Annotated in this window: 23 protein-coding genes and 1 other annotated feature; of the genes, 18 read left to right on the forward strand and 5 right to left on the reverse strand. The window is 42.8% G+C overall.

Translation table 11 applies throughout. The annotated features are described in order from the left end of the window. The first annotated feature begins 3 nt into the window (after positions 1-3). From LC20001_RS05270 to accA, 4 genes are read left to right on the forward strand one after another with little or no spacing between them, the layout of a single operon-like run. Positions 4-402, forward strand: a complete 399-nt coding sequence (locus tag LC20001_RS05270) for an acetyl-CoA carboxylase biotin carboxyl carrier protein (protein ID WP_010009466.1) — start codon at positions 4-6, stop codon at positions 400-402. Then, the gene (locus tag LC20001_RS05275) at positions 402-1,727 is read left to right on the forward strand and encodes an acetyl-CoA carboxylase biotin carboxylase subunit (protein ID WP_010009468.1); all 1,326 of its coding nucleotides are present in this window, start codon (positions 402-404) and stop codon (positions 1,725-1,727) included. The genes LC20001_RS05270 and LC20001_RS05275 overlap by 1 nt, the downstream gene beginning before the upstream one ends. Further along, the gene (locus tag LC20001_RS05280) at positions 1,724-2,503 is read left to right on the forward strand and encodes an acetyl-CoA carboxylase carboxyltransferase subunit beta (protein ID WP_010009470.1); all 780 of its coding nucleotides are present in this window, start codon (positions 1,724-1,726) and stop codon (positions 2,501-2,503) included. Before LC20001_RS05275 ends, LC20001_RS05280 begins: the two co-directional genes overlap by 4 nt. Before the next feature lie 8 nt (positions 2,504-2,511). After that, positions 2,512-3,270, forward strand: coding sequence for a carboxyltransferase subunit alpha (gene accA, locus LC20001_RS05285; RefSeq protein WP_003679489.1), 759 nt, complete (start codon positions 2,512-2,514; stop codon positions 3,268-3,270). Positions 3,271-3,631: 361 nt separating this feature from the next. Here the strand turns inward: accA and LC20001_RS05290 are convergent, their stop codons facing one another. Continuing rightward, complete coding sequence (locus tag LC20001_RS05290; protein WP_010009471.1) at positions 3,632-3,919, reverse strand: hypothetical protein; 288 nt, start codon at positions 3,917-3,919, stop codon at positions 3,632-3,634. Positions 3,920-4,250: 331 nt separating this feature from the next. On the opposite strand from LC20001_RS05290, the gene LC20001_RS05295 reads away from it, so the two are divergent. Further along, a complete protein-coding gene (locus LC20001_RS05295) occupies positions 4,251-5,192 on the forward strand; it encodes an AEC family transporter (RefSeq protein ID WP_010009473.1) in 942 nt (313 codons plus the stop codon). Between the two features lie 38 nt (positions 5,193-5,230). On the opposite strand, the gene thrB is transcribed toward LC20001_RS05295, so the two are convergent. Beyond that, a complete protein-coding gene (gene thrB, locus LC20001_RS05300; protein WP_010009476.1) occupies positions 5,231-6,100 on the reverse strand; it encodes a homoserine kinase in 870 nt (289 codons plus the stop codon). Positions 6,101-6,331: 231 nt separating this feature from the next. Here thrB and LC20001_RS05305 point away from each other — a divergent pair, with 231 nt between their 5' ends. After that, positions 6,332-7,012, forward strand: a complete 681-nt coding sequence (locus LC20001_RS05305) for a 2,3-bisphosphoglycerate-dependent phosphoglycerate mutase (RefSeq protein WP_010009477.1) — start codon at positions 6,332-6,334, stop codon at positions 7,010-7,012. A 57-nt stretch (positions 7,013-7,069) separates the two neighbouring features. On the opposite strand, the gene LC20001_RS05310 is transcribed toward LC20001_RS05305, so the two are convergent. Both LC20001_RS05310 and LC20001_RS05315 read right to left on the reverse strand, forming a co-directional pair. After that, positions 7,070-8,407 (reverse strand): C1 family peptidase, encoded by a 1,338-nt coding sequence (locus LC20001_RS05310; protein WP_010009478.1) that lies wholly within the window; start codon positions 8,405-8,407, stop codon positions 7,070-7,072. Between the two features lie 109 nt (positions 8,408-8,516). Then, positions 8,517-8,825 carry a GNAT family N-acetyltransferase gene (locus tag LC20001_RS05315; RefSeq protein WP_333782715.1) on the reverse strand — a complete coding sequence of 103 codons (309 nt, stop codon included), beginning with the start codon at positions 8,823-8,825 and terminating at the stop codon, positions 8,517-8,519. Between the two features lie 301 nt (positions 8,826-9,126). On the opposite strand from LC20001_RS05315, the gene LC20001_RS05320 reads away from it, so the two are divergent. The 9 genes from LC20001_RS05320 (at position 9,127) to LC20001_RS05360 (ending at position 17,992) form a co-directional block, all read left to right on the forward strand. Then, entirely contained in the window at positions 9,127-9,663 is a 537-nt protein-coding gene (locus LC20001_RS05320) for a dCTP deaminase/dUTPase family protein (protein WP_003679328.1), read from the forward strand. Positions 9,664-9,775: 112 nt separating this feature from the next. Beyond that, positions 9,776-11,146, forward strand: coding sequence for a DNA repair protein RadA (gene radA / locus LC20001_RS05325; protein ID WP_010009481.1), 1,371 nt, complete (start codon positions 9,776-9,778; stop codon positions 11,144-11,146). Positions 11,147-11,161: 15 nt separating this feature from the next. After that, positions 11,162-12,301 (forward strand): PIN/TRAM domain-containing protein, encoded by a 1,140-nt coding sequence (locus LC20001_RS05330; RefSeq protein ID WP_003679331.1) that lies wholly within the window; start codon positions 11,162-11,164, stop codon positions 12,299-12,301. Positions 12,302-12,421: 120 nt separating this feature from the next. Further along, positions 12,422-13,912 carry a glutamate--tRNA ligase gene (gene gltX, locus LC20001_RS05335; RefSeq protein WP_003679332.1) on the forward strand — a complete coding sequence of 497 codons (1,491 nt, stop codon included), beginning with the start codon at positions 12,422-12,424 and terminating at the stop codon, positions 13,910-13,912. Continuing rightward, positions 13,908-14,116, forward strand: a binding site (T-box leader). Its footprint overlaps the gene before it by 5 nt. Before the next feature lie 90 nt (positions 14,117-14,206). Next, positions 14,207-15,613, forward strand: a complete 1,407-nt coding sequence (cysS, locus tag LC20001_RS05340; protein WP_010009484.1) for a cysteine--tRNA ligase — start codon at positions 14,207-14,209, stop codon at positions 15,611-15,613. After that, the gene (locus LC20001_RS05345; RefSeq protein WP_010009486.1) at positions 15,613-16,032 is read left to right on the forward strand and encodes a Mini-ribonuclease 3; all 420 of its coding nucleotides are present in this window, start codon (positions 15,613-15,615) and stop codon (positions 16,030-16,032) included. Before cysS ends, LC20001_RS05345 begins: the two co-directional genes overlap by 1 nt. Next, positions 16,016-16,798 (forward strand): 23S rRNA (guanosine(2251)-2'-O)-methyltransferase RlmB, encoded by a 783-nt coding sequence (gene rlmB, locus LC20001_RS05350; RefSeq protein ID WP_010009487.1) that lies wholly within the window; start codon positions 16,016-16,018, stop codon positions 16,796-16,798. The genes LC20001_RS05345 and rlmB overlap by 17 nt, the downstream gene beginning before the upstream one ends. Beyond that, positions 16,795-17,322, forward strand: coding sequence for an NYN domain-containing protein (locus tag LC20001_RS05355; protein WP_010009489.1), 528 nt, complete (start codon positions 16,795-16,797; stop codon positions 17,320-17,322). The genes rlmB and LC20001_RS05355 overlap by 4 nt, the downstream gene beginning before the upstream one ends. 91 nt (positions 17,323-17,413) lie before the next feature. Continuing rightward, on the forward strand, positions 17,414-17,992 hold the full coding sequence (locus LC20001_RS05360) for a DNA-directed RNA polymerase sigma-70 factor (RefSeq protein ID WP_010009490.1): 579 nt from the start codon (positions 17,414-17,416) through the stop codon (positions 17,990-17,992). A 104-nt stretch (positions 17,993-18,096) separates the two neighbouring features. Here the strand turns inward: LC20001_RS05360 and LC20001_RS05365 are convergent, their stop codons facing one another. Continuing rightward, positions 18,097-18,303: a hypothetical protein gene (locus LC20001_RS05365; RefSeq protein WP_010009493.1), complete on the reverse strand. Its 207-nt coding sequence runs from the start codon at positions 18,301-18,303 to the stop codon at positions 18,097-18,099. A 188-nt stretch (positions 18,304-18,491) separates the two neighbouring features. Here LC20001_RS05365 and LC20001_RS05370 point away from each other — a divergent pair, with 188 nt between their 5' ends. The 3 genes from LC20001_RS05370 (at position 18,492) to nrdD (ending at position 23,682) form a co-directional block, all read left to right on the forward strand. Then, complete coding sequence (locus tag LC20001_RS05370) at positions 18,492-18,944, forward strand: CopY/TcrY family copper transport repressor (RefSeq protein WP_010009494.1); 453 nt, start codon at positions 18,492-18,494, stop codon at positions 18,942-18,944. Between the two features lie 257 nt (positions 18,945-19,201). Next, entirely contained in the window at positions 19,202-21,247 is a 2,046-nt protein-coding gene (locus LC20001_RS05375) for a heavy metal translocating P-type ATPase (protein WP_010009495.1), read from the forward strand. A 218-nt stretch (positions 21,248-21,465) separates the two neighbouring features. Continuing rightward, on the forward strand, positions 21,466-23,682 hold the full coding sequence (gene nrdD / locus LC20001_RS05380) for an anaerobic ribonucleoside-triphosphate reductase (RefSeq protein ID WP_010009497.1): 2,217 nt from the start codon (positions 21,466-21,468) through the stop codon (positions 23,680-23,682). Positions 23,683-23,745 lie beyond the last annotated feature (63 nt).

Raw genomic sequence — 23,745 nt, forward strand, 5'->3', positions numbered from 1 at the left:
GGGATGGACGCAAAAAAAGTTGCTGATTTATTGGCGGTGTTAGCAAAAAGTGAATTTGCTGAGATCGAGCTAAAAGATGCGGACTTATATTTACATGTTAAACGTGACGCTGCACCGCAAGTTAGTCCCACTGTGACAACAAAATCTGAGCCAGTAGCTAAGGGTAAAACGGTCAATAGTCCAATGGTCGGCATCGTGCATTTATTAGATGATACGAAGCAGCCTTTTGTTAAATTGGGTCAACGAGTGGATACTGAAACCACACTGGCACAAATTGAAAGTATGAAATTGTTTAATGATATTAAAAGCCCGGTGACGGGTACGGTGACGGCAATCAATGTTAGTGATGGACAAGGCGTTGAGTTTGCCACGCCGCTATTTGAAATTTCTGAGGCTGACTAATGTTCAAAAAAATTCTGATTGCAAATCGCGGCGAAGTGGCGTTGCGTATCATGCGAGCTTGTCGACAATTGAATATTGCGACCGTTGCTGTTTACGCTCAAGTGGAACAGCAAAGTTTATTCGTGCAACAAGCAGATGAAGCTTACTGCGTTGGTCCTGATACTGCGCCTTCCAGTTATTTGAATCGTGAAGGAATTTTGATGGCAGCATTATTAAGTGGTGCTGACGCGATCCATCCTGGGTATGGTTTTCTAGCAGAGGATGCGTTGTTTGCTAAAATGTGTGCTGAGTGTGGTCTGACCTTTATTGGTCCGCAGCCGGAAACAATCGCGTTGTTAGCTGATAAAGCAGCGGCGAAAACTTATGCGCAACAACAGAATGTGCCAGTCATTCCTGGCGGGAGTGGCCTAAAAGATGAAGCAGCGCTACGCCAAACGGCAGCGCGTCTGGGCTATCCGGTCATGCTGAAGGCAAGTTTTGGCGGTGGCGGTAAAGGAATGCGCGTACTTTCATCAGAACGTGAATTACAACACCAATATCATTTAATTCAAGAAGAAGCGCGGCAAGCCTTTTTAAATGACGCGGTTTACTTAGAAAAATACTTGACACGGGCGCGCCATATTGAAGTTCAGGTACTACAGGATCAGGCGGGGCATCTGCAATTATTAGGTGATCGCGAATGCAGTTTACAGCACAACCATCAAAAAGTTGTCGAAGAAAGTCCGGCGGCTATTTTGACGACGGCTGAGCGGGAAAACTTATACCAATTGGCGCGTCAGATCATGGCAGGATTAGATTATGTTGGCTTAGGGACGTTGGAATTCTTATTTGCTGAGCATCATTTTTACTTCCTGGAAATGAATACGCGGTTGCAGGTTGAACACGCAGTCACCGAGTTGACCACGGGGATGGATCTTGTGGTCACACAGATCGAAGTGGCGGCTGGAAAATTGATCAAACCTGGTGTGCAAACTTTTAAAGGACATGCGATAGAAGTTCGCTTAAACGCGCAGGCACAAGGTGCTTTATTGGCTACTGGTCGCTTAGAGACGTTTCGCTTATTTACCGGTGCGCGAGTAGACACCGGTTATCGTGAAGGTGATCAGATTCTGCCTTATTATGATGCTTTAGTGGCCAAAATTTTAGTTAAACAGCCAACACGAAAAAAAGCAATTGAAAAATTACAACGCTGTTTACAACATGTCCAGATCAAAGGGATTGGCACTAACTTAGCGACTTTGACCCAAATTATGGCGTTGCCTAGTTATCAAGCTAATTTAGTGGACATTCACTTTTTAGCTCATTTGGCAGGTGATGCGCAATGAGTCATTTACCAGTTGCAGGAACTTGGCGACAGTGTCCGCAGTGTCAACGCCACGTACATCAATTAGAGTGGGGTCAGTTACAGATTTGTCCTCATTGTGGTTATTACTTACGTTTGACGGCGGCTCAGCGGATCCAGCAATTGACGGAGACGTTTCAATCATTATCAGAGATTAATGCAGCAACACCGTTTGCTTTTCCCGGTTATCAGGAAAAATTAGCTAAGGCACAACAAAAAACAGGAACAACTGAAGCCTTTACTGCTGGTGTTGCGACATTGAATCAGCAGCATTTTATTTTAGGCGTGATGGATAGTCATTTCATGATGGGAACCTTGAACACAATTGTTGGGGCCCGTTTACGGCAAGCAATTACGGCGGCACAAACGCAGCGATTGCCACTGGTGCTGGTGATTGCTTCCGGTGGTGCCCGCATGCAGGAAGGCATTTTGTCGCTGTTACAAATGAATACGGTTTTGGCAGCGTACGATGCGTTAAATGCCGCGGGCAACTTTACGCTGAATATTTTAACCGACCCCACAATGGGTGGGGTCAGCGCGAGCTTCGCCTTTGCCGCTGACACGGTAATTGCTGAAACAGGTGCAACGATTGGCTTTGCTGGTAAGCGGGTGATCGAGGAAACCAGCCGTGAACCACTACCACCAGATTTTCAAAGCGCAGCCAGCTTGTATGCCCATGGCCAACTAGATGCGGTAGTGGCGCGGCCTGATTTAGCAGCGACAGTCACACAATTATTGCAATTGCACCAAAGAAAGTGAGCTTGGCAATGTTAGAAGAACAATTAAAAAAGATTCGCAGCGCGCAACGAATTAGTGCGGCTACGGTGATTGGTGCACTGACGACTAACTTCTTTACACTACACGGTGATCGTTTGCAGGCTGATGATCCGGCGGTAACAGTCGGTTACGGGACTTTTGGCCAGCAAACGGTATTGTTCGTTGGTGTTAATCGTGGGGCTACCTTGCAACAACGGCTCGATTATCATTTTGGCGCGTTAAGTCCAGCTGGTTATCGTAAAGTTTGTCGCGGGTTAACGCAAGCGGAAAAATTCGGCTGGCCTGTGATCACGTTGATCAATATGCCCGGCGCGGCAGCCGATGTAGCGGCTGAACTTAACGGTCAAAGCCAAGCGTTGGCTGCAACCATCAGTCAAATGGGGCGTTTAACGGTACCGAATATTGCTTTATTCTTAGGCGAAGGCGAAAGTGGCGGGGCATTGGCATTAGCCAATAGTAACCGGATCTTGATGCTGACCAATAGTATCTATTCAGTTGCTTCGCCAGAGGCTGTCCAAGCGATCCTAAAAGGAGCGCAACAAGATCTAACCAAATACTTGCCGATGACGGCAGCACAATTAGCCGAGATTGGTTTAGTTGATCAAATTATTCCCGAAGACGAACAATTACTTGAACAAATCAAACAAGCGTTACAACAGCAATTAGCTGAATTAGGTACATGGTCGGCGACTCGTTTGCAGCAACAGCGGACGGAAAAATATTTAGCGGTGCTGGCTCAGTTTGAATAATTACAAAAGGATTATCTCTGCAAAATTAGTGCTTTCTGCAACATGATGATTAAGTGCACGAGGACAGAGCTAATTGGGTTTCATTCTGGCAGTGGTATTCGCTAGTTTAGTTAGTTCAATTGAGTATGAATGGCAATTTCAGTAATTGGTAATTCTAAAATTAAATCGGCTACACCAATAAAAAGCACCGATGAAAGTAGTGAAAATTCACTTTCTCATCGGTGCTTTTTGTATGATGAATTTGAACGGTTCAACTAAGGCTGCCACTACACTAAAAATAGCTTTAAGTCCACTATCAGCTGTAACGTATTCTATAGGTTTTTAACAGGAAACTGCAGAATTCGTGGCGCCACCTTTTTACTTACAACCCAATATTAGCTAAGGAATTGACGGTATTGAAGAATTGATCTTGCCGCCGAGCTCTTTTTTCTAGTGGCGTGTCTAATTCAGTCATGTCAATACGGACGATATGATGACGAACTAGGTTAACTAAAGTTTTGTCGTTCATCATGATGTAGAGATTATCTGCTTCGACTTTTTCGCAAGCATCCTGCCACACTTTAGTTGCCGGTAGATCAGAAGCCACATTACGTTTAATGAATGCTTTACCATCGATCGTGTTAAAGGTCACATCATAATAATTAGCCATTTCACTCAGCTCCTCTACTCCACAATAGTGGATGATTTTGTACTAAAAACCGCTGCTGTTTCGGACGATGCGACTTGGGCTTGCTGGGTTTCGGTTTAATTCAATCGACAGCGGAAAGCCGTTCTATTTAGCAAGTAAGGTCCCGTACTTGCCAAATAACGTTGCCTAAAATAAGCGCCAAGTATCGCAGGAAACATAGCTTTTAATTAACTTACAAGTTTAGTATAACGCATTTCATGCAAATGTAACCGTTTTATGTCTGAATCGACACTTTGGAAAAAGTTATGAAAGTGGTAAACTGATAGCTATTATAATGATAAGGTGTGGTTTGATGGGCATATTTTTACAAAGTATCGAGGGTGTTTTGGTCATCCTAGTTATGATCGTGCTTGGTTACTGCTTGGCACGCGCCGGCTGGTTCGACGAAAAAAGCAGTAAGCTGATCGCACGTTTGGTTACACAAGTCGCGTTACCTTGTTACATGTTAGATACGATTACGCGCGATTTTACAGCTAAAGAATTATTCCGTTTACTGCCGGATCTGAAGTTTCCAGTTGTTTCAATGCTAATTCTTTTTGGTATTTCGGTGGCAGTAGCACGGATCATTCGCATTCGTAAAGAACGCCGTGGTTTGTTCGAATCAATGTTTTTTAATTCGAATACGGTGTTCATTGGCTTACCAATCAACATGGCGTTGTTTGGTGCCAAAAGTTTACCGTACGTGTTGGTGTATTATATGGCCAATACGACGTTTTTCTGGACGTTAGGTGTGTATTTGATCAAGCGTGATGGTACCAGCACCGAGCAATTCAGTTGGTGGGCGACGATCAAAAAAGTTTTCTCGCCGCCGTTGTTAGGTTTTATCGTGGCCGTTATTTTAGTGTTGTTACATATTCAGGTTCCGAAGTTCTTGATGTCTGACTTCAGCTATATCGGTGGGTTAACGATTCCATTATCAATGCTTTTTATTGGGATTGCGATCGAGAATGCTGGTTTAAGTCAAATGCGGTTATCACGGCATAGTATCGGGATCTTAGTTGGTCGTTTTATTTTAGCGCCGGTACTCATGAGCTTATTAGTTTTGCCAGCACCGGTACCATTGTTAATGAAGCAAGTCTTCATTCTCCAATCAGCAATGCCAGTTATGACTAATGCACCAGTGGTGGCCAAGTTATATGGCGCTGATGCTGATTATGCAGCATTGATGGTAACTGAGTCGACCTTGTTGAGTTTAGTTGTGATCCCAATCTTAATGACGATTTTACGCCAATAGAAAAAAGTGTGGCCCAGTATAATTAGGGTCACACTTTTTTAGAAGACTTGAATGCCATCTTTGTCGGCTGATAATGAAATGACGGTGCCAGTGGGATGTTTTTGCATTAGCGCAGCTTTGATATTTTCGGTTGCTTCTTCGGGGCACATGGTGATGATTGCTGGTCCAGCACCGGAGATAAACGTGCCATAAGCACCGAGTTCTTTTGCAGTAGTACGCATTTGCCTTAAAAAAGGGACAAAATTATCGCGGTAACGCTCTTGCAGTAGGTCATGTTCCATCATGTCGCCAGCTAAGTTGAGATCACCATTTAAAATTGCAGCGATCATCACGTTGGCAATGGCACTACCAGCAACAGCTTGGTTGTAATCCAGTGATGTTGGCAGCACTTCACGACTTTTAACAGCGGCTAACTTTTCGCGCGGAATATAGATCACAAAATCTGAATCAGGAAATAGGTGCCGCACCGAATAAACTTGCTGATCAATCATTGCTGCAGTAACAAAATTACCGCGGATTGCTGGGGCCACGTGATCGGGGTGCTGTTCGAATTTAGTGGCTAACGTAATTTTTTCATCAATGCTTAGGTTTAAGTTGGCTAAGCGATTAGCTAGCTCAATGCCACCGACAACAGCCGCCGCGCTGCTACCAAGGCCGCGTTGTACGGGAATATCCGACATCACGCTGAGTTGGTGGGGTGCTATTGGTTGCTGACCAGCCACAGTCAAAGCAGTTTTGACGATCAAATTTTCCTGGTCATTGGGAATTTGTGGGCCTAAATTATGCTGCACCTCCCAATGCGCACTTTCAGCACCGATCTGGATCCGTAAATAAAGTGCCAACGCAAGACCGCATGAATCAAAGCCAGGACCTAGATTCGAAGTCGTCGCAGGAACTTGAATTTTCATGAGTAACCTCCATAGTAGAACGAAAAATTAAAATTCAATTAGATAATTATTTAATTTTAATTATAACGAATTCGGTGACCGTTGAAAATAGGAAAATTAGCCTAGCGCTGTTTTTTTCAGGTTAATTTCGGTAAACTAGAGGATGATTGAAAAAATACCTAGATTAAATGTCATCATCTATTTTTTCAGCTACGTTTAAGGCAATAATCAGTTTTGAGGAGTGATTAGTAAATGGCACGATTGGTTTTGTTACGCCATGGAGAAAGTACCGCTAATCGTGACAATATCTATACTGGCTGGTCAGATGTTCCGCTGACGTCAGCAGGGATCACGGAAGCACAGCAGGCGGGTAAACTTTTAGCAGCACTTGACTTTGATTTTACCGCAGTGCACACATCACTATTACAACGCGCAATTATGACGGCTAATATTGTTATGGAACAACTGGATATTTTGGCAGTGCCTCTGAACAAAACTTGGCGCCTGAATGAGCGCCATTATGGTGCATTACGGGGACAGAATAAAGACGCAACCCGTCAAGAATATGGCGCTGAACAAGTGGCCTTGTGGCGGCGTAGTTACACGACTGTGCCACCTAAATTGGCGCAGCCGGATTATGATCGGCGCTACACACGTTACGGCTATCGTTTTGAACCACTGGCTGAAAGTTTGGCCATGGCGTTGACGCGGGTTGTTCCTTATTGGCTAGATCATATTGGCCCCGCGTTGATCAATGGGCATGATCAATTAGTGGTTGCTCACGGTAGTACGATTCGTGCCTTGATCAAATATTTAGAAGCTGTTTCAGACAGTGGTATCAATGGCGTCGAAGTGGCTAATGGTGAGCCAATTGTTTATGACCTCGACGCTAAATTACGTATTAAAAATAAAACAATTATCCACAAACAATAAAAAGCATTCAGGTTGCCACTTTTACGGTAGTAACCTGAATGCTTTTAAATTAATTGATTAATGTGAAGCTAAAGCGCCCATTGGGTCCCAAGGAGCTAAGACTTTTGGATCTTCTTTAGTTGCAGCTAATAAGTCGGCTGGCAAATACTGCTTGTTGATTACGATTTGGTAAACATATTGGTCTAACCAAGCATCACTCATGACGAAGTAGCCTTTTTCGCCGACTTTGTCACCCCAAGAGTTTTCAACTTTCCACTTAGTTGGTTTATCGTCAACTAAATCAACGCCAGTGATCACCATGGCATGAGTCATCAGACTTTCACCGTAATCTAAGCGTTGGGCTTTCGTCATGCTTAAACCAACGTTGAAGAGATCATCTTTATTGTAAATGGCAGTGTCCATGATCCCAATTTGACGATCGGAAGCTTGACCAACATCGCTACCGAACCAAACACTTTCACCAGCTTGCAATTGTTTGATTGCCAATTGTTTGAAAGTATCAATGTCTAAGTTCAAATGCCGAACTTGACGGCCACCAACCACATTACCTAACATTTCAACTGTGTATAAGTGATTGTACGGTTTGTCATCTGTTGGGGCGTTGATTATCGATTGATAGTTATCAAGATCCCAACCCACATATTTCTTAAAGAATGTTTGCGGGGTTAGATCACGATCAATATGATAAGCTTTATCACCATCACGATATTCAAAATCAAATTTTACTGGTGGTTCGCCTAATGTATAGACTAGGATCCGGTAAACTTCACTTAAAAAGCGTGACTTTGTAGTGGCAATTTCTTGTTCACTGGCTTTGTCAGCAACCATTTGCCGTAATGTAACGGCATCTTTGCGCAACTTCAAGTTAAGGACACTATTAAGTTCGCTAGACTTAGAACTGTTATAAGTTTCTGGCATAACGTACTTCGGCACGATCCCATATTTGTCGATCAAGGCCGTCAACATATCCCATTGACCACCATCTTGTTGTGGTGTTGCCAATAAGAAAGCAACTTTACGGCTTTCTAAAGGTTCTGTTGCGGTTGCTAAGATATTTTCGTAGAAGTAATTTGATTTTTCAAATTTATCCCAAAAGTTCGTATAATTCTGTGATAATTCAAAGTCTTTCAAATTAAACTGATCAGCGATACTGCGGCGCATAGTGTTTAATGCGGCAAACATCCAGCAACGACCACTTTGTTTTTGGTTAGCAACTTTTTCTGCGCTTAGATCAACGGAGAAAGTTTGGTTCATTGCAACTTTTGAATCAGTGTTTTCACTAGCCGCTAGGATACCATTATTCATGACCGCCCGTTTGATCGTCGCGGATTGTGGTAATTGTTGTAGCTGTGACTGATAGTCGGCAATTGCAGCAGAGGTAATTTCTTGACTCAATTCATTCACTCCCCATTATTAATGACGTACATACGTCTGTTCTTATTTTAGTACAAGCAGTAGCGATTAGTAAATAAGCGTGACCCAAAAGTCGGATCACGCTCGTACTTTATTCAGCCACGATATCAGCATATTCAGGCTTACGCTGGAAAAAAGCCTTCGCGTACGTACAGAGTGGCAGAATTTTGGCCTGATGTTTTTGCGCGTGTGTGATCATTGTTTCAATCAATTGACCAGCGATGCCCTGACCACGATGATCTTCGCGAACAAAAGTATGATCAACGGCTAGAACACGCCCATTTTGTAGTGTTTGAAAAGTGACTTCAGCGACGAGACGACCATCAGCATCATTGTGATAGTAACGGCCGGGTTCATAATCGAATTCCATTAGTGGATCCCCCTTAGATTGATGGTAAATATTACTGAAGTTGTATTGTCCGATTATTGACGGATGACAACAATTAATTTTATTGTAAAGTTTGACCGTATAAAAGGCAAGAAAACGATTTCTTGCTGTTGTAGCAATATTGTATGGTCAGACTAAGTTAGTTACCCATTTACATGAATAAATGCTATCATTATAGACAAGAATAAGCGTAAAACTAAAATAATTTAAGTACAATGAGCTAACAATAAAATAGAGTGGCGTTAGGTATTGTTATGTGAATATTTTACAAGCTAAGATTAATTGTCTTCACTATTAGGAATGGAGTTTATTTATGAAACGAGGATTTGAAACGGTTGATCGTTACCGTGATGCCGGATTACAATTACCCCAACGGGCAACGCAACAAGCAGCAGGCTATGATTTTCAGGCTGCAGAAGATTTTACTTTACCGTCGATTTGGCGGGGAGATTTTTTGCGACTGTTATGGCGTGTTCGTCATGGTCAGACATTGACCGATGCCGATTATACAGCTGCCAGTAAAACATTAAAGCCATACTTAGTGCCAACGGGGATCAAGGCTTATATGCAGCCGGATGAATATTTATTGCTTGCGAATCGTTCTAGTGGGCCAATCAAGCGTGGACTGATCTTACCGAATGGTGTTGGTATCGTTGATGCTGATTATTACAACAACCCAGAAAATGAAGGCGAGATTTTTTTCCAGTTGGTTAATCTTGGGGTGCGCGACGTGACGATCAAAAAAGGTGAGCGTATCGGCCAAGGTATCTTTATGCCATTTTTACGGAGTGATGCTGATCAAGGTGGCGTCGCGCAACGAACAGGCGGTTTTGGTTCTTCCGGGCGTTAGTTCAGACTTACGGCGGATTTAGTTTGGGGTAAAAACGACTAAACTAGGGCATATCTTGAAACTGGTTGCCAACTAATCACGCGAATAAAAATTATAGAAAAGGATGTATTTTGTGGCAAAAGCAAAAACACAGTTTGTTTGTCAGAATTGCGGTTATAATTCACCACGCTATCTAGGCCGTTGTCCTAATTGTGGGGCTTGGAACCAAATGGTTGAAGAAAAGATCGCAACTAAAAAAGAGACCACTAATGCGCAGGCTAATATAGCCGGCCATGTTGCCAAACCAGAGTTAATGGCAAAAGTCAGTATCGAAAAGGAACCGCGAGTGCAGACCCAGCTAGCTGAATTGAATCGAGTGCTTGGCGGCGGGATCGTTCCTGGTTCGTTAGTCTTGATTGGTGGCGATCCGGGGATCGGGAAATCAACATTGTTACTACAAGTTTCTGGTCAGCTCAGCCAAGGCAAGGAAAAAGTACTTTACGTTTCTGGTGAAGAAAGTGCGTCACAAATCAAAATGCGCGCAGGACGGCTTGGTGTTGCTGGACAACAATTGTACCTTTATCCGGAAACCGATATGGGTAGTATTCGTCAGCAAATTGAAAGTTTAAAACCTGATTATGTGGTCATTGATTCGATCCAAACGATGCAGGAACCTGATTTGAGTTCAGCAATTGGTAGTGTGGCGCAGGTACGGGAAGTAACCGCATCATTAATGCGGATCGCAAAACAAAATCAGATTACGATCTTCATTGTTGGTCATGTGACCAAAGGTGGTGCCATTGCTGGTCCGAAAATTCTTGAGCATATGGTGGATACCGTTTTGTATTTTGAAGGCGATCAGCAACGAACTTACCGGATCTTACGAGCGGTGAAGAATCGTTTTGGTTCAACTAATGAAATTGGTATTTTTGAAATGCGTGCCGGCGGCCTGCACGAAGTGGCTAATCCATCCGAGATTTTCTTGGAGGAGCGTTTGACTGGGGCTACTGGTTCGGCCGTAGTGGTTTCGTTAGAAGGTACGCGGCCAATCTTGGTGGAAATTCAAGCTTTGATCACGCCGACCGTTTTTGGTAATGCCCAGCGGACGACGACGGGGATCGACCGTAATCGGGCTGCTTTGATCATGGCAGTTCTAGAAAAGCGGGCTAACTTGATGTTACAGAACCAAGATGCTTATTTGAAAGCTGCTGGTGGCGTTAAATTGGACGAACCGGCAATTGATTTGGCAGTCGCTGTTAGTATTACTTCGTCTTATCGTGACAAAGGAACCCAAGCGACGGACTGTTTTGTCGGTGAAATTGGCTTGACTGGTGAGGTACGTAGCGTTAATCGTATCGAACAACGGATCAACGAGGCAGCTAAGCTTGGTTTCAAGCGCGTTTTCATTCCGCATAATAACCTTAAAGGGTTAGAAGTGCCGCCAACAATCAAAGTAATTGGCGTGACTACGGTTGCGGAAGCCTTACAAAAGGCATTTAATTGAAAGAAGGTGAACTAAATGAAAAAAAGAATTACCACATTACTGATCGTTTTGGTTGGGGCGTCGTTGGCGGTCACCTTTCTACCAATGTTGTGGCGAGTATCTGGTCTAACAGCGTTACATTACTTAAATAACTTATTCGTTGATATCTTACTTGGTGCAATTATTTCGTATTTTATTTCGCTATTTTTGGCCGGGCCAATCGTCAGTTTATTTGATCGTTTGATCAAGCAGACAGAAACGATGATCAGTAAACAATCGCCGATCTACCTCTTATTTGGCAGTTTAGCAACGATTATTGGGCTGATTTTAGCCAATATCATTTCAATTCCATTGTACCGGATGAACTTTTTCTTATTTAATACCTTAGCGCCAATTATTTTAATGGTGTTATTGGGGTATATCGGATTTCGAGTCGGCACAACACGAACTGATGAATGGCGTCGTTTGTTTCAGTTGCGTAGTAAGAAAGCCACGGTGGAAACGCCTGAAGAGCAAGGCAAAGTCCTTGAACGCAAAGTCGATGATAATTTCCACAAGTACAAGATCCTTGATACTAGTGTGATCATTGATGGGCGAATCTACGAGATTGCCCAAACTGGTTTTATTGAAGGTACTTTGTTGATTCCTAACTTTGTCTTGCATGAATTACAATTGATCGCTGATTCAGCTGATTCGTTGAAGCGCACGCGCGGTCGGCGTGGGTTAGATATTTTAAATGACCTACAAAAAACCGATGCAATGCCAGTTGAAATGTACGAAGGTGACTTCGAGGATCTGACGGAAGTTGACAGTAAGTTGATCAAATTAGCTAAGTTGTTAGATGGGATTGTAGTGACTAATGATTTTAATTTGAATAAGGTCAGTGAATTTCAAAATGTACCGGTGCTAAATATCAATGAATTAGCGAATACGTTGAAACCTGCGGTGATCCCAGGTGATGGGATGACTGTTACGGTGGTTAAATCTGGGACAGAGCGCCAACAGGGCGTTGCGTACCTTGATGATGGGACCATGATCGTTGTTGAAGATGGTCAATACTATATGAATAAATCGCTGGCGGTCACAGTTACTAGCGCCTTACAAACTGCGGCTGGGCGGATGATCTTTGCTAAACCAGCGCATTCACAGAAAAGTTTGCGTGAACATAATAAATAATTTAGTCAGTTACCTTTACAAGTTTACTTACGACCAGTAAAATTAGAATTGCTGTGTCAGGTCTTTTAAGCTGACAATCAGGATTAAAAAAGGAAAAATTTGAAAGAGGCGGAATTTAAATTGGCAGATAAAAAAATTCGTGTTCGTTATGCCCCAAGCCCAACCGGCCATTTGCATATCGGTAACGCACGGACGGCATTGTTCAACTATCTTTTTGCGCGGCATAATAAAGGTGAATTTGTGATTCGGATCGAAGACACCGATACCAAACGTAACGTTGAAGGTGGCGAAGAAAGCCAATTAACCATGCTTAAATGGTTAGGGATGGATTGGGATGAAGGTCCCGATAAGCCTGGTGAAGTGGGCCCATATCGGCAGTCAGAACGTGGCGCAATTTATGGTCCATTGATTCAACAATTAGTTGATCAGGGTTTGGCCTATGAGTCTTACATTACGGAAGACGAATTAATGGCACAACGGGAAGCACAAAAAGCACGCCACGAGATGCCTCATTATGAAGATGAATTTGCTGGTTTAAACGCTGAAGAAAAAGCAGCTAAGATCGCCGATGCTAAAGCAAAGGGAATCAAGCCGGTCATTCGTTTCCACGTCCCAGTGCATAAGAAATATGAGTTTAATGATTTAGTTAAGGGTCATATTGAATTTGATTCTGATTCAATCGGTGGCGACTTTGTAATCATGAAACGTGACGGTATGCCAACGTATAATTTTGCCGTTGTGGTTGATGATCATATGATGAAAATCACGCACGTTTTACGTGGGGATGATCATATTGCCAACACACCAAAACAATTGATGATCTATGAAGCTTTCGGCTGGGAACCACCTGTTTTTGGTCATATGACGTTGATCATCAATACACAAACGGGTAAGAAGTTATCGAAGCGTGACGAAAATACGCTACAATTCATCGAACAATATCGTGAATTAGGCTACTTACCAGAAGGTATGTTCAATTTCATTACCTTGTTAGGCTGGTCACCGGTTGGTGAAGATGAAATCTTCACACGGAAGCAGTTGATCAAAATATTTGATCCTAAACGCTTAAGCAAGTCACCAGCTAAGTTTGATGCTAAGAAGTTGGAATGGGTCAATAATCAGTACATGAAACAAAGCGACAGTAGTAAAGTGACTGATATGGGCTTATATCAATTGATCAAAGCAGGTCGTTTGCCAGAAGATCCTGATAATAAGACGATCGAATGGGCACGTGCGCTGATCAGTTTGTATCATGATCAAATGAGTTACGCTGCCCAAGTGGTTGAAGAGTCAGCTGTCTTCTTTACTGAACCACCTAAGTTAGATGAAGCGGCGCTGGCTGAATTAGCGGTTGATACAGCACCACTAGTTTTGAATAAGTTTGCTGAATTGATCAAGCAAGTTAAGATTTTTGATGCAGTCGAGATCAATAATGCGATTCAACAAGTTCGTGCCATCGTTGGGGTTAAGGGTCGTAAATTATACATGCCAATTCGGATCGGCACAACGCGGGCAACGCATGGTCCAGCAATTGCTGAATCAATTGAGTTACTTGGCCGTGAGAAGACGATGCATCATTTGGAAGTCACTTTAGCCGAATTAAATCATTAATACGAAGATAGGAATAAGTAGATCGATCAGTTGAAACAGGGAGCGCTTGGTGAGTGAAAAAGCGTCAGTAGATCAATTGAAATGCCTCCTTGAGTGCGCATACGAAATCAAGTAGTGTGCGCCGGATATCATTCACGTTAATGAATGAAAAGGAAGTTCTCTAGCTTCGAATAAAAGTGGAACCACGTGTAAAACGTCTTTTGATCATTCTCTGATCAAGGGGCGTTTTTCGTTTGATTCGGACCGGTTTTAAGTTAGAATAAAGTAAGATTAAAAATTACGGAGGTGCGCGTAATGATTCAAGTCTATAATACGTTGACACGTAAAAAAGAAGTTTTTAAACCGTTGGTGGCAGGCAAGGTAAATATGTACGTCTGTGGACCAACTGTCTATAATTATATTCATATTGGTAATGCGCGTTCTGCTATTGCTTTTGATACGATCCGGCGGTATTTTGAGTTTCGTGGGTTCAAAGTGACTTACGTCTCTAATTTCACTGATGTAGATGATAAAATGATCAAGCAAGCGCAACGTGACGGGATAACGGTGCCAGAATTAGCGGATAAGTTTATTGCTGCGTTTGAACAAGATACGACAGCGTTAAATATTGAACCGGCTACGGCTCATCCACGGGCAACTGAAAATATTCCCGATATTATTGACTTTATCCAAGTGTTGTTGGATAAAGGGTATGCCTATACAGCTGCAGGGGACGTTTATTATCGTGCGCGTAAGTTTACTCACTACGGCGAATTGTCGGATCAGAATATTGATCAGTTAGAGCAAGGTGCTAGTGAACATACTGCTGATGAAGAGACCCAGCGTAAAGAAGATCCAATCGACTTTGCATTGTGGAAAGCAGCTAAGCCAGGTGAAATTGCCTGGACTGCACCTTGGGGTGAAGGTCGTCCTGGTTGGCACATTGAATGCTCAGTAATGGCAACTAAGTATTTAGGTGATACATTTGATATCCATGGCGGTGGCCAAGACTTAGAATTTCCCCATCATGAAAATGAAATTGCCCAGAGTGAAGCTAAAACTGGTCAAAAGTTTGCTAACTACTGGCTACACAATGGTTTTGTGACGATCGGTGATGATGATGAAAAAATGAGTAAGTCGCTAGGCAACTTTGTGACCGTCCACGATTTGATTCAGCAAGTTGATCCACAAACTTTACGCTTTTTCATGGCAACGACGCAGTACCGACGGCCGATTCGTTATAGCGAATCAACCTTAAGTGAAGCGGCGAATAATTTACAGAAATTGCGAATTGCTTATGATAATCTCAGTTACCGGCAAAAAGACGTCTCCGCCGGGATCGATACTGAAGTAGAACAGCAGTTAACTAAGTTGACGAAAGCTTTTACTACAGCAATGGACGATGATTTTAACGTCCAAAACGGGATGACGGAAATCTATGAATTAGCGAAGCTGATGAATATTTATAGTGAACAAAAAATTGTCCGCGAAGCAACGCTTAATCATTTAATGGACAGTTTTACCACGTGGTTACAAATCTTCGGGGTTGATTTTAAGCCAGCTGGTTTGTTAGACGACGAGATCGAACAATTAATACAAGAGCGTATTGACGCGCGCACAAATAAAGATTATCAACGTAGCGATGAAATTCGTGACTTATTAAAAGCGCAAGGTATTGTGTTGGAAGATACCGCGCAAGGAACACGTTGGCGGAGGGAATAATGACAGAAGTAGTAGATTATCGGCAATTGAATGGTATTGCGTTGGCTTATATGGGTGACGCAAGTTATGAGGTTTATATTAGGCGGCATTTGCTGAGTAAAGGAATCACCAAACCAACGCGCCTGCAGCATCAAGCAACTCATTTTGTTTCAGCCAAAGCCCAAGCTGGCCTGATCGAAGCGATGCTAGCACAAAATATTCTTAATGAAGCGGAACTTAGTTTTTATAAACGGGGGCGTAACGCCAATAGTCACACCCATGCGAAAAATACGTCGGTGACGACGTACCGAATCTCAACTGGCTTTGAGGCGTTGATGGGTTATTTAGCGCTTAGTGATCAGCAGGAACGGTTGGATGAATTGGCAGCTTGGTGTATTGCCCAAGTAGAGGAAGGTAAAATTAATGAACAAATCAAATGAACCGCAGACTGACGCTACCGACTTTGTGATCGGCCGCCACGCTGCGCACGAAACGCTGCAGACTGAAGGAGCTAAGCGGGTTAACAAAGTTTTCATTCAAGAAGGCTTAAAATCGGATTCACTGCATGCGTTGCAACAATTAGCTAAGGCTAAACGAATCCCGGTCCAGTCAGCGCCCAAAAATAAGTTGGATACGCTAAGTGATCATGGCAATCATCAAGGCGTTGTTTTAGCAATCACACCCTATGCGTATGCTGAGCTAGACGATTTATTTGCTCGTGCTGAAGCAAAGCAACAGCCGCCATTTTTCTTGATGTTAGATGGTATTGAGGATCCACATAACTTAGGATCGATCATGCGGACCGCGGATGCTGTTGGGGTACATGGAATCATCATTCCTAAACATCGGGCGGTTGGTTTAACCAGTACCGTGGCTAAAACTTCTACTGGTGCGATCGAGCACATCCCCGTTGTGCGGGCAACTAATTTAGTTGCGGTTGCAAAGGAATTAAAGCAACGCGGTGTCTGGTTATTTGGTACTGACATGGCTGGGACTGATTATCGCAAATGGAATGCTAAGGGCGCGATCACATTAGTTATTGGTAACGAAGGCAAGGGGATTGCACCTTTATTGAAACGGGAAATGGATGAAGTGGTGACGATCCCAATGATCGGCCATGTTCAAAGTTTGAATGCGAGTGTGGCGGCTGGCTTATTGCTTTATCAGGCCTACGCGGTAAAGCAAGGAAGTGGTGAATTACCATGATGCACGAAGTCCTGATTATTGATGGCTACAATGTGATCGGTAATTGGCCTGAACTAGATAAACTAAAGCAGGATGATAAGTTAGCTGACGCTCGTGATGATTTGCTGGCGCAGTTGGCGGAATTTCGTAAATATGAAGACGCAGAAATTATTTTAGTTTTTGATGCTATGTACGTGCCAGGAATTACGCAACGGTATGATCAATATAATTTGCAAGTTGTTTGGACTCAGGAAGATCAAACGGCGGACAGTTACATTGAAAAACTAGCCGGTGACTTACAAAATCGATTAACACAAGTCACGGTCGTCACTAGTGATCAAGCCGAGCAGTGGACGATTTTTTCTCGTGGCGCGGTTCGAATCTCATCACGGGAATTTAAAATGGTTATTCAGCGGGCTAAGGCAGAAATTGCCCGCGATGTTCGGCATTATCGTGATACGGATTTACGCCGGCGTTCACCGTGGGATTCTAATCAATTATTATCGTTAGCAAAATTACGCGATGATTTAACTAAAAATGATTAGCGATAACTAAGGGCTGAATAAACGTTAGTTCGCTTGTAAAACGCTTTTATTGTTGTTATGCTAAATCTAAACATGGCAGCCAGTGAAAAAAATGGATAAAAATGAACTTTCAAGATTGATTTCAGCAGCAGCGGCCGGAGATTCTAACGCATTTGAGCATTTATTCTATCTCTATCGACCTATGTTAAAGAAGATCCAGCAACAATATTATCTTTATGAACTAGATGATGATGATTGGGATCAGGAAGCGCGGATCGTTTGTTTTCAAGCTGCGCAACATTATCGGCGTGATACGCGGTTAACTTTTGGCCGTTATTATCAGCGTTGTCTGCTGTGTCGGGTTTACACTTTAATTCGCCATCAAAATGCTAAGAAACGCCAAATTGATCGACATACCGTATCATTGGAAGTTGACGATATCAAGCAACGACTGGAAGCTGAAGGAACGTTGCAGACCGTTAATTGGTCAATGATCCGTGCTAGTGCACCTGATTTTATCAGTCAATTATCAGAGTTAGAGCGTTTTGTTTTTTATCGCCAATTAACAGCCGGTTTTGAATGGACATCTAATTCTGATGATAATGAGATCACGGAAGTGCAAGTACGCAACGCGCTTGAGCGCTGTCGTCGTAAGTTGAAGCGTTACCTAGCAGACCATGTTTTAATGTAGTACTTACAGGGATGAAGCAGAAATTCTGTTTCATCCCTGTCGCCATTTAGAAGTGAAAAAATACGCAACTTTAACTTTTATAAGTTAAGGCTGCGTATTTTTGTTTACTCTGCTTTGATTGATTCGATATCATTAGTGTTGACACCGAATAATAGTGTGGTGTCGTGGAATAAAATGTAGCGCCGTGGTTCCTTAACATCGAGAAACTTATCTAATGGGTAAGCGTTAGAACCAGTTTTGGACATGACCACAACTTGGGTCGCATCGGCGAAACTGTGTTGTTTGCCGTCCTTAGTTACGATGGTAATCACATTTTTCACCTCATTTTTGGTGATATACACTACTTAACTATAACACTTTTAGCCCAATAAAGCTTGTGTAAGTTTAGCCGGGTGTGTCATAAAGTGAGTGCAATTTAGCAGTTAATCAGTTGACAAGTATCGATTACAAACGTAAACTTAAGCTGAAATTAAAATTATCAGCGAAAGGTGAGGCAATAATGGAAGTTAGTACAGCGTTAAATATTTCAGCGGCTGAGTGGCAAGTAATGCGTGTTGCCTGGACCTTAGGCCAAGTCAGTAGTCAGACGGTCAGCGATGTTTTAGCAACAAAAATGGATTGGAAAGCGGCGACAATCAAAACTTTGGTTGGGCGGTTAGTCAAAAAAGGGGCGCTAACTGCTGAGCGTGATGGCAAACGGTACTTATATCGCCCGTTAATTTCAGAGCAACAGGCCATGGATACAGCGAGTGAAGTTTTTATTGGGCAATTATGTCAGCATAAAGTTGGTAAAACCTTGTTGAAGATGGTTGAAGATACGACGTTGAGCCAAGCTGATATTGCGGCGTTGATCACAACGTTACAGGAAAAGCAAAAAACAGCGCCTAAAGAAGTGGCTTGTAATTGTTTACCAGACAATTGTCAGTGTACGGATGGCAGTTGTAATTGCTAACGAATTAACCTATTAAGTGAGGTAGAGCCATGTTTCAACTTGGCAATTTTTGCTGTAGTTGAATGGACATCGTCACGAACATCAAAAGTTTATTAGTGGTTTTTACTAATAAATTAACCAATTAAGTGAGATAGAGCCATATTTCAACTTGGCAATCTTTTGCCGTAGTTGAATGGACATCGACATGAACATCAAAAGTTTATTAGTGGTTTTTACTAATAAACTAACCTATTAAGTGAGATAGAGGAGATGACATCATGGCAGCAAAAGATAACATGAAGATGGCTCATGATATGGAATCAATGGACCACGATATGAGTGGTGACACGATGATGCACGGTGGTCATATGATGCATATGGGTAACCTGAAGCAAAAATTTTGGGTAGCATTGATCTTGACGATCCCAGTTATTCTACTTACGCCAATGATGGGATTGCACTTACCTTTTCAGTTTACTTTCCCCGGTTCTGATTGGTTAGTGTTGATTGTGGCTACTTTCCTATTTATTTATGGGGGTAAACCATTTTTACAGGGTGCACAAATGGAGCTGACTGAGCGTAAACCAGCGATGATGATGTTGATTGCGCTAGGTATCTCAGTTGCTTATATTTATAGCGTTTGGGCGTTTATTGCTAATCACTTCTTATCGACGGTGCCTCACCAGATGGATTTTTTCTGGGAACTAGCCACTTTGATCACGATCATGTTGCTGGGCCACTGGTTAGAAATGAATGCAATCAGTAGTGCTGGTAGTGCAGTTGAAAAAATGGCGGCTTTATTACCTGGTCAAGCGCATGTCTTGCAAGCTGATGGTTCCCTCCAGGATATCGAGCTTGCCGAATTGCAGGCTCAACAGCAAGTCGTTGTCAAAGCAGGTGAAAAAATTCCGGCTGACGGTCGCGTCGTTGCTGGTCAATCGGCCGTCAATGAAGCATTAGTTACCGGTGAGGCAAAGCTTATTGAAAAAACGCCTGGTGCACAAGTGATCGGTGGCGCGGTCAACGGTACGGGGACGTTAACTATCGAAGTTACTGGGACTGGTGAAACTGGCTATTTGAGTCAAGTGATGAAGCTAGTGCAGCAGGCCCAGCAACATAAATCACAAGCTGAAAATTTGGCCGATAAAGTAGCCGGCTGGTTATTTTATGCCGCAACGATTATTGGATTAGTCACGTTTATCGTTTGGCTGTCGTTAAGTGGACTGAATGTGGCTTTGGAGCGTACAGTCACGGTATTAGTCATTGCTTGTCCGCATGCGCTTGGATTAGCGATTCCGTTAGTGGTTGCGCGCAGTACGGCTTTAGGTGCGACACATGGCTTATTGTTACGTAATCGTAATGCCCTAGAAGCGGCTAAACAAATTGATACGGTTTTAATGGATAAAACTGGGACTTTAACGGAAGGGAATTTTAAAGTTAAATCAGTCGTCGCGTTTGGCCAAGAATCACAGGACGACGTTCTAAGGCTGATGGCCGCACTAGAAGCAAATGCGAGCCATCCATTAGCGGTGGGAATTTTAGCAGCGGTCAAAGCTCAAAAATTGGTTCTTCCAACGGCTACAGATGTGAAACAATTATCTGGCGTTGGTCTGCAAGGCCGTATTGATCAAGTTGATTATGCCATTGTGACTGCTGCTTATTTACAGCAAAAACAGCTTGATTTTGAACAGACCGTTTATGATAATTTGGCAGCACAAGGTAATTCAATCAGCTTCTTATTGCGCGGAGAGCAGGTTTTAGGTTTGGTCGCTCAAGGAGATCAGATCAAACCAAATGCAGCCGATTTTATTCAGCATTTGAAAGCCCGGGGGATCCGGCCAGTTATGTTGACCGGCGACAATCAGGCCGCCGCAGCGTTAGTGGCACAACAATTAGGTATTGATGATTTCCATGCACAGTTATTACCGGAGGATAAAACCAAAATGGTGGCGCAATATCAGGCGCAGGGTCAACGCGTTTTGATGGTCGGTGATGGTGTCAATGATGCGCCTAGTTTGGCTGCTGCCGAGATTGGTGTTGCTATCGGCGCCGGAACAGATGTCGCCATTGATTCTGCCGACGTTGTTCTAGTTCGCAGTGATCCAGCTGATATTATAAACTTTTTGAATTTGGCCCAGCGAACGATGCGTAAAATGGTTCAAAACTTGTGGTGGGGTGCGGGCTACAATATTGTAGCTTTACCATTAGCCGCAGGAATCTTAGCGCCGATCGGTGTGTTGCTCAGCCCAGCAGTTGGTGCCGTGTTGATGTCGTTATCAACGATCGTTGTTGCGATTAACGCTTTAACGTTGAAATTAAAATAAAAGTTCAAATGGCAGGTCAGAGTGTTTTTTCACTGGTGGCCTGTTTTTTTTGCGATAAACTTGAATTTATTTTTAATGCGTTTACTACCACATACTATATGTAGCTGTCAAATAGAATATTATTTTAATTTAATCCCTATATATTGATTTACGGTCTGGGACCAAGTAGTATGGAATATATGGTTAAAATGTTCACATTGTGAAAGGGCGTTGAAAATATGCTAGAAACCAGAACTAACCAACCAACTAAACCGCAAACTTTAAAAGTAACTGAAGTCATTAAACGTGACGGCCGCCGAGTTCCATTTACGGCGGCTAAAATTTATCAAGCCTTAGTTAAGGCTGAACAACATATTCATGGTGAACTCGATCCCTTGACCAATCATAAAATTGAAACGGTAACTAATAAAGTGGTTGCTGAAGTACAAGAACGTTTCACTGATGCGGTTAAGATTTATGAGATTCAGAACATTGTTGAACACATTTTATTAGGTGAGCACCAATATGATTTGGCACAGGAATACATCAATTATCGGACACACCGTGATTTTGCGCGCAATCAAGCAACGGACATCAACTTTACGATCCAGAAATTGATGCAAAAAGATGCCACAGTCGTTCATGAAAATGCCAATAAGGATAGTAAAGTCTTCAACACACAGCGTGATTTAACGGCCGGTACCGTCGCTAAGGCAATGGGTTTAAAATTATTACCACCACATGTGGCTAATGCCCATCTAAAAGGCGATATTCATTGGCACGATTTAGATTACCAACCCTACAGTCCAATGACTAACTGCTGCTTGATCGATTTTAAAGAGATGTTGACTAACGGTTTTAAAATCGGCAATGCTGAAGTTGAAAGTCCACATTCGATCCAAACAGCAACGGCACAAATGGCACAGATCATTGCCAATGTAGCTTCATCGCAGTATGGTGGTTGTTCAGCTGATCGGGTAGATGAGTTATTAGCGCCTTTTGCTCAGCTTAATTACGATAAGCACCTTAGCGATGCGGCAGATTGGATCGATGGTACAGAAAAGCAACACGCTTTTGCTAAAATGAAAACTAAGAAAGACATCTATGATGCGATGCAAGCGCTAGAATACGAAATCAATACGTTGTATTCATCGCAAGGGCAAACGCCGTTTACAACGCTTGGCTTTGGCTTGGGGACTAGTTGGATCGAACGCGAAATTCAGCGTTCAATTCTACAAATTCGGATTCAGGGCTTAGGCAAGGAGCAACGGACCGCAATTTTCCCTAAATTAGTTTTTAGTATTAAGCGGGGCTTGAATCTTAATCCTGATGAACCAAATTATGACATTAAACAGTTAGCAATAGAATGTGCTTCAAAACGAATGTATCCCGACGTTTTGATGTACGATAAATTAGTAGAGCTGACCGGCTCGTTTAAGGCGCCAATGGGGTGTCGCAGTTTCCTGCAAGGTTGGCAGGATGAGCATGGTCAGGAAGTTAATTCTGGACGAATGAATCTTGGTGTGGTGACCTTGAATTTACCACGGATCGCTTTAGAAGCCGCTGGTGATCAGGACAAGTTCTGGACTATTTTGAAAGAAAGACTACAGATCTGTAAGGATGCTTTAGTGTTTAAGGTTGAACGGGCCAAGCAAGCTGAACCAGAAAATGCTCCGATTTTATACGAACATGGTGCATTTGGGAAGCGATTGAAGCCAGAAGATTCTGTTGATGAATTATTCAAAAATAATCGGGCAACGGTTTCATTAGGCTATATCGGTTTATATGAGGTTGGCGCAGTTTTCTATGGTCATGCTTGGGAGAAAAATCCAGCTGCTAAAGACTTTACCTTGGCAATCGTCAAGGAATTAGCCGCTAATTGTGAAGCCTGGGAAAAAGAATATGGCTATCATTTCAGTGTTTATGGAACACCAGCAGAAAGTCTAACTAATACGTTCTGTCAGGCTGATCTAAAGAAGTTTGGCAAGGTCAAGGATGTTACGGATAAAGATTACTATACAAACAGTTTTCATTATGATGTGCGCAAAGCCCCAACACCATTTGAAAAGCTAGATTTTGAAAAGGATTATCCTAAATATAGTGCTGGTGGCTTTATTCACTATTGCGAGTATCCTAACTTAAAGCAAAACCCGAAAGCGTTGGAAGCAGTTTGGGACTATGCGTACGATCGAGTTGCTTATTTAGGTACGAATACACCAATTGATCAATGCTTCGAATGTGGTTTCAAAGGTGATTTTAAACCAACTGAGCGTGGTTTTGAATGCCCGCAATGTGGGAATCATAATCCGCAAACCTGTGACGTGGTCAAGCGGACTTGTGGTTATTTAGGCAACCCATTGCAACGGCCAATGGTACATGGCCGCCACAAAGAAATTTCGGCGCGGGTCAAACATTTGGTTTTAGGCAATGATCAAACCACTCAGGCACGGCAATAGTTATATTTTTGTGCTGATTCAGACTATACGACTGTAAGTCAAATTTAGCGCAAGCGTGTGCAG

This window comes from Loigolactobacillus coryniformis subsp. coryniformis KCTC 3167 = DSM 20001 (assembly GCF_002706425.1).
Classification (GTDB): domain Bacteria; phylum Bacillota; class Bacilli; order Lactobacillales; family Lactobacillaceae; genus Loigolactobacillus; species Loigolactobacillus coryniformis.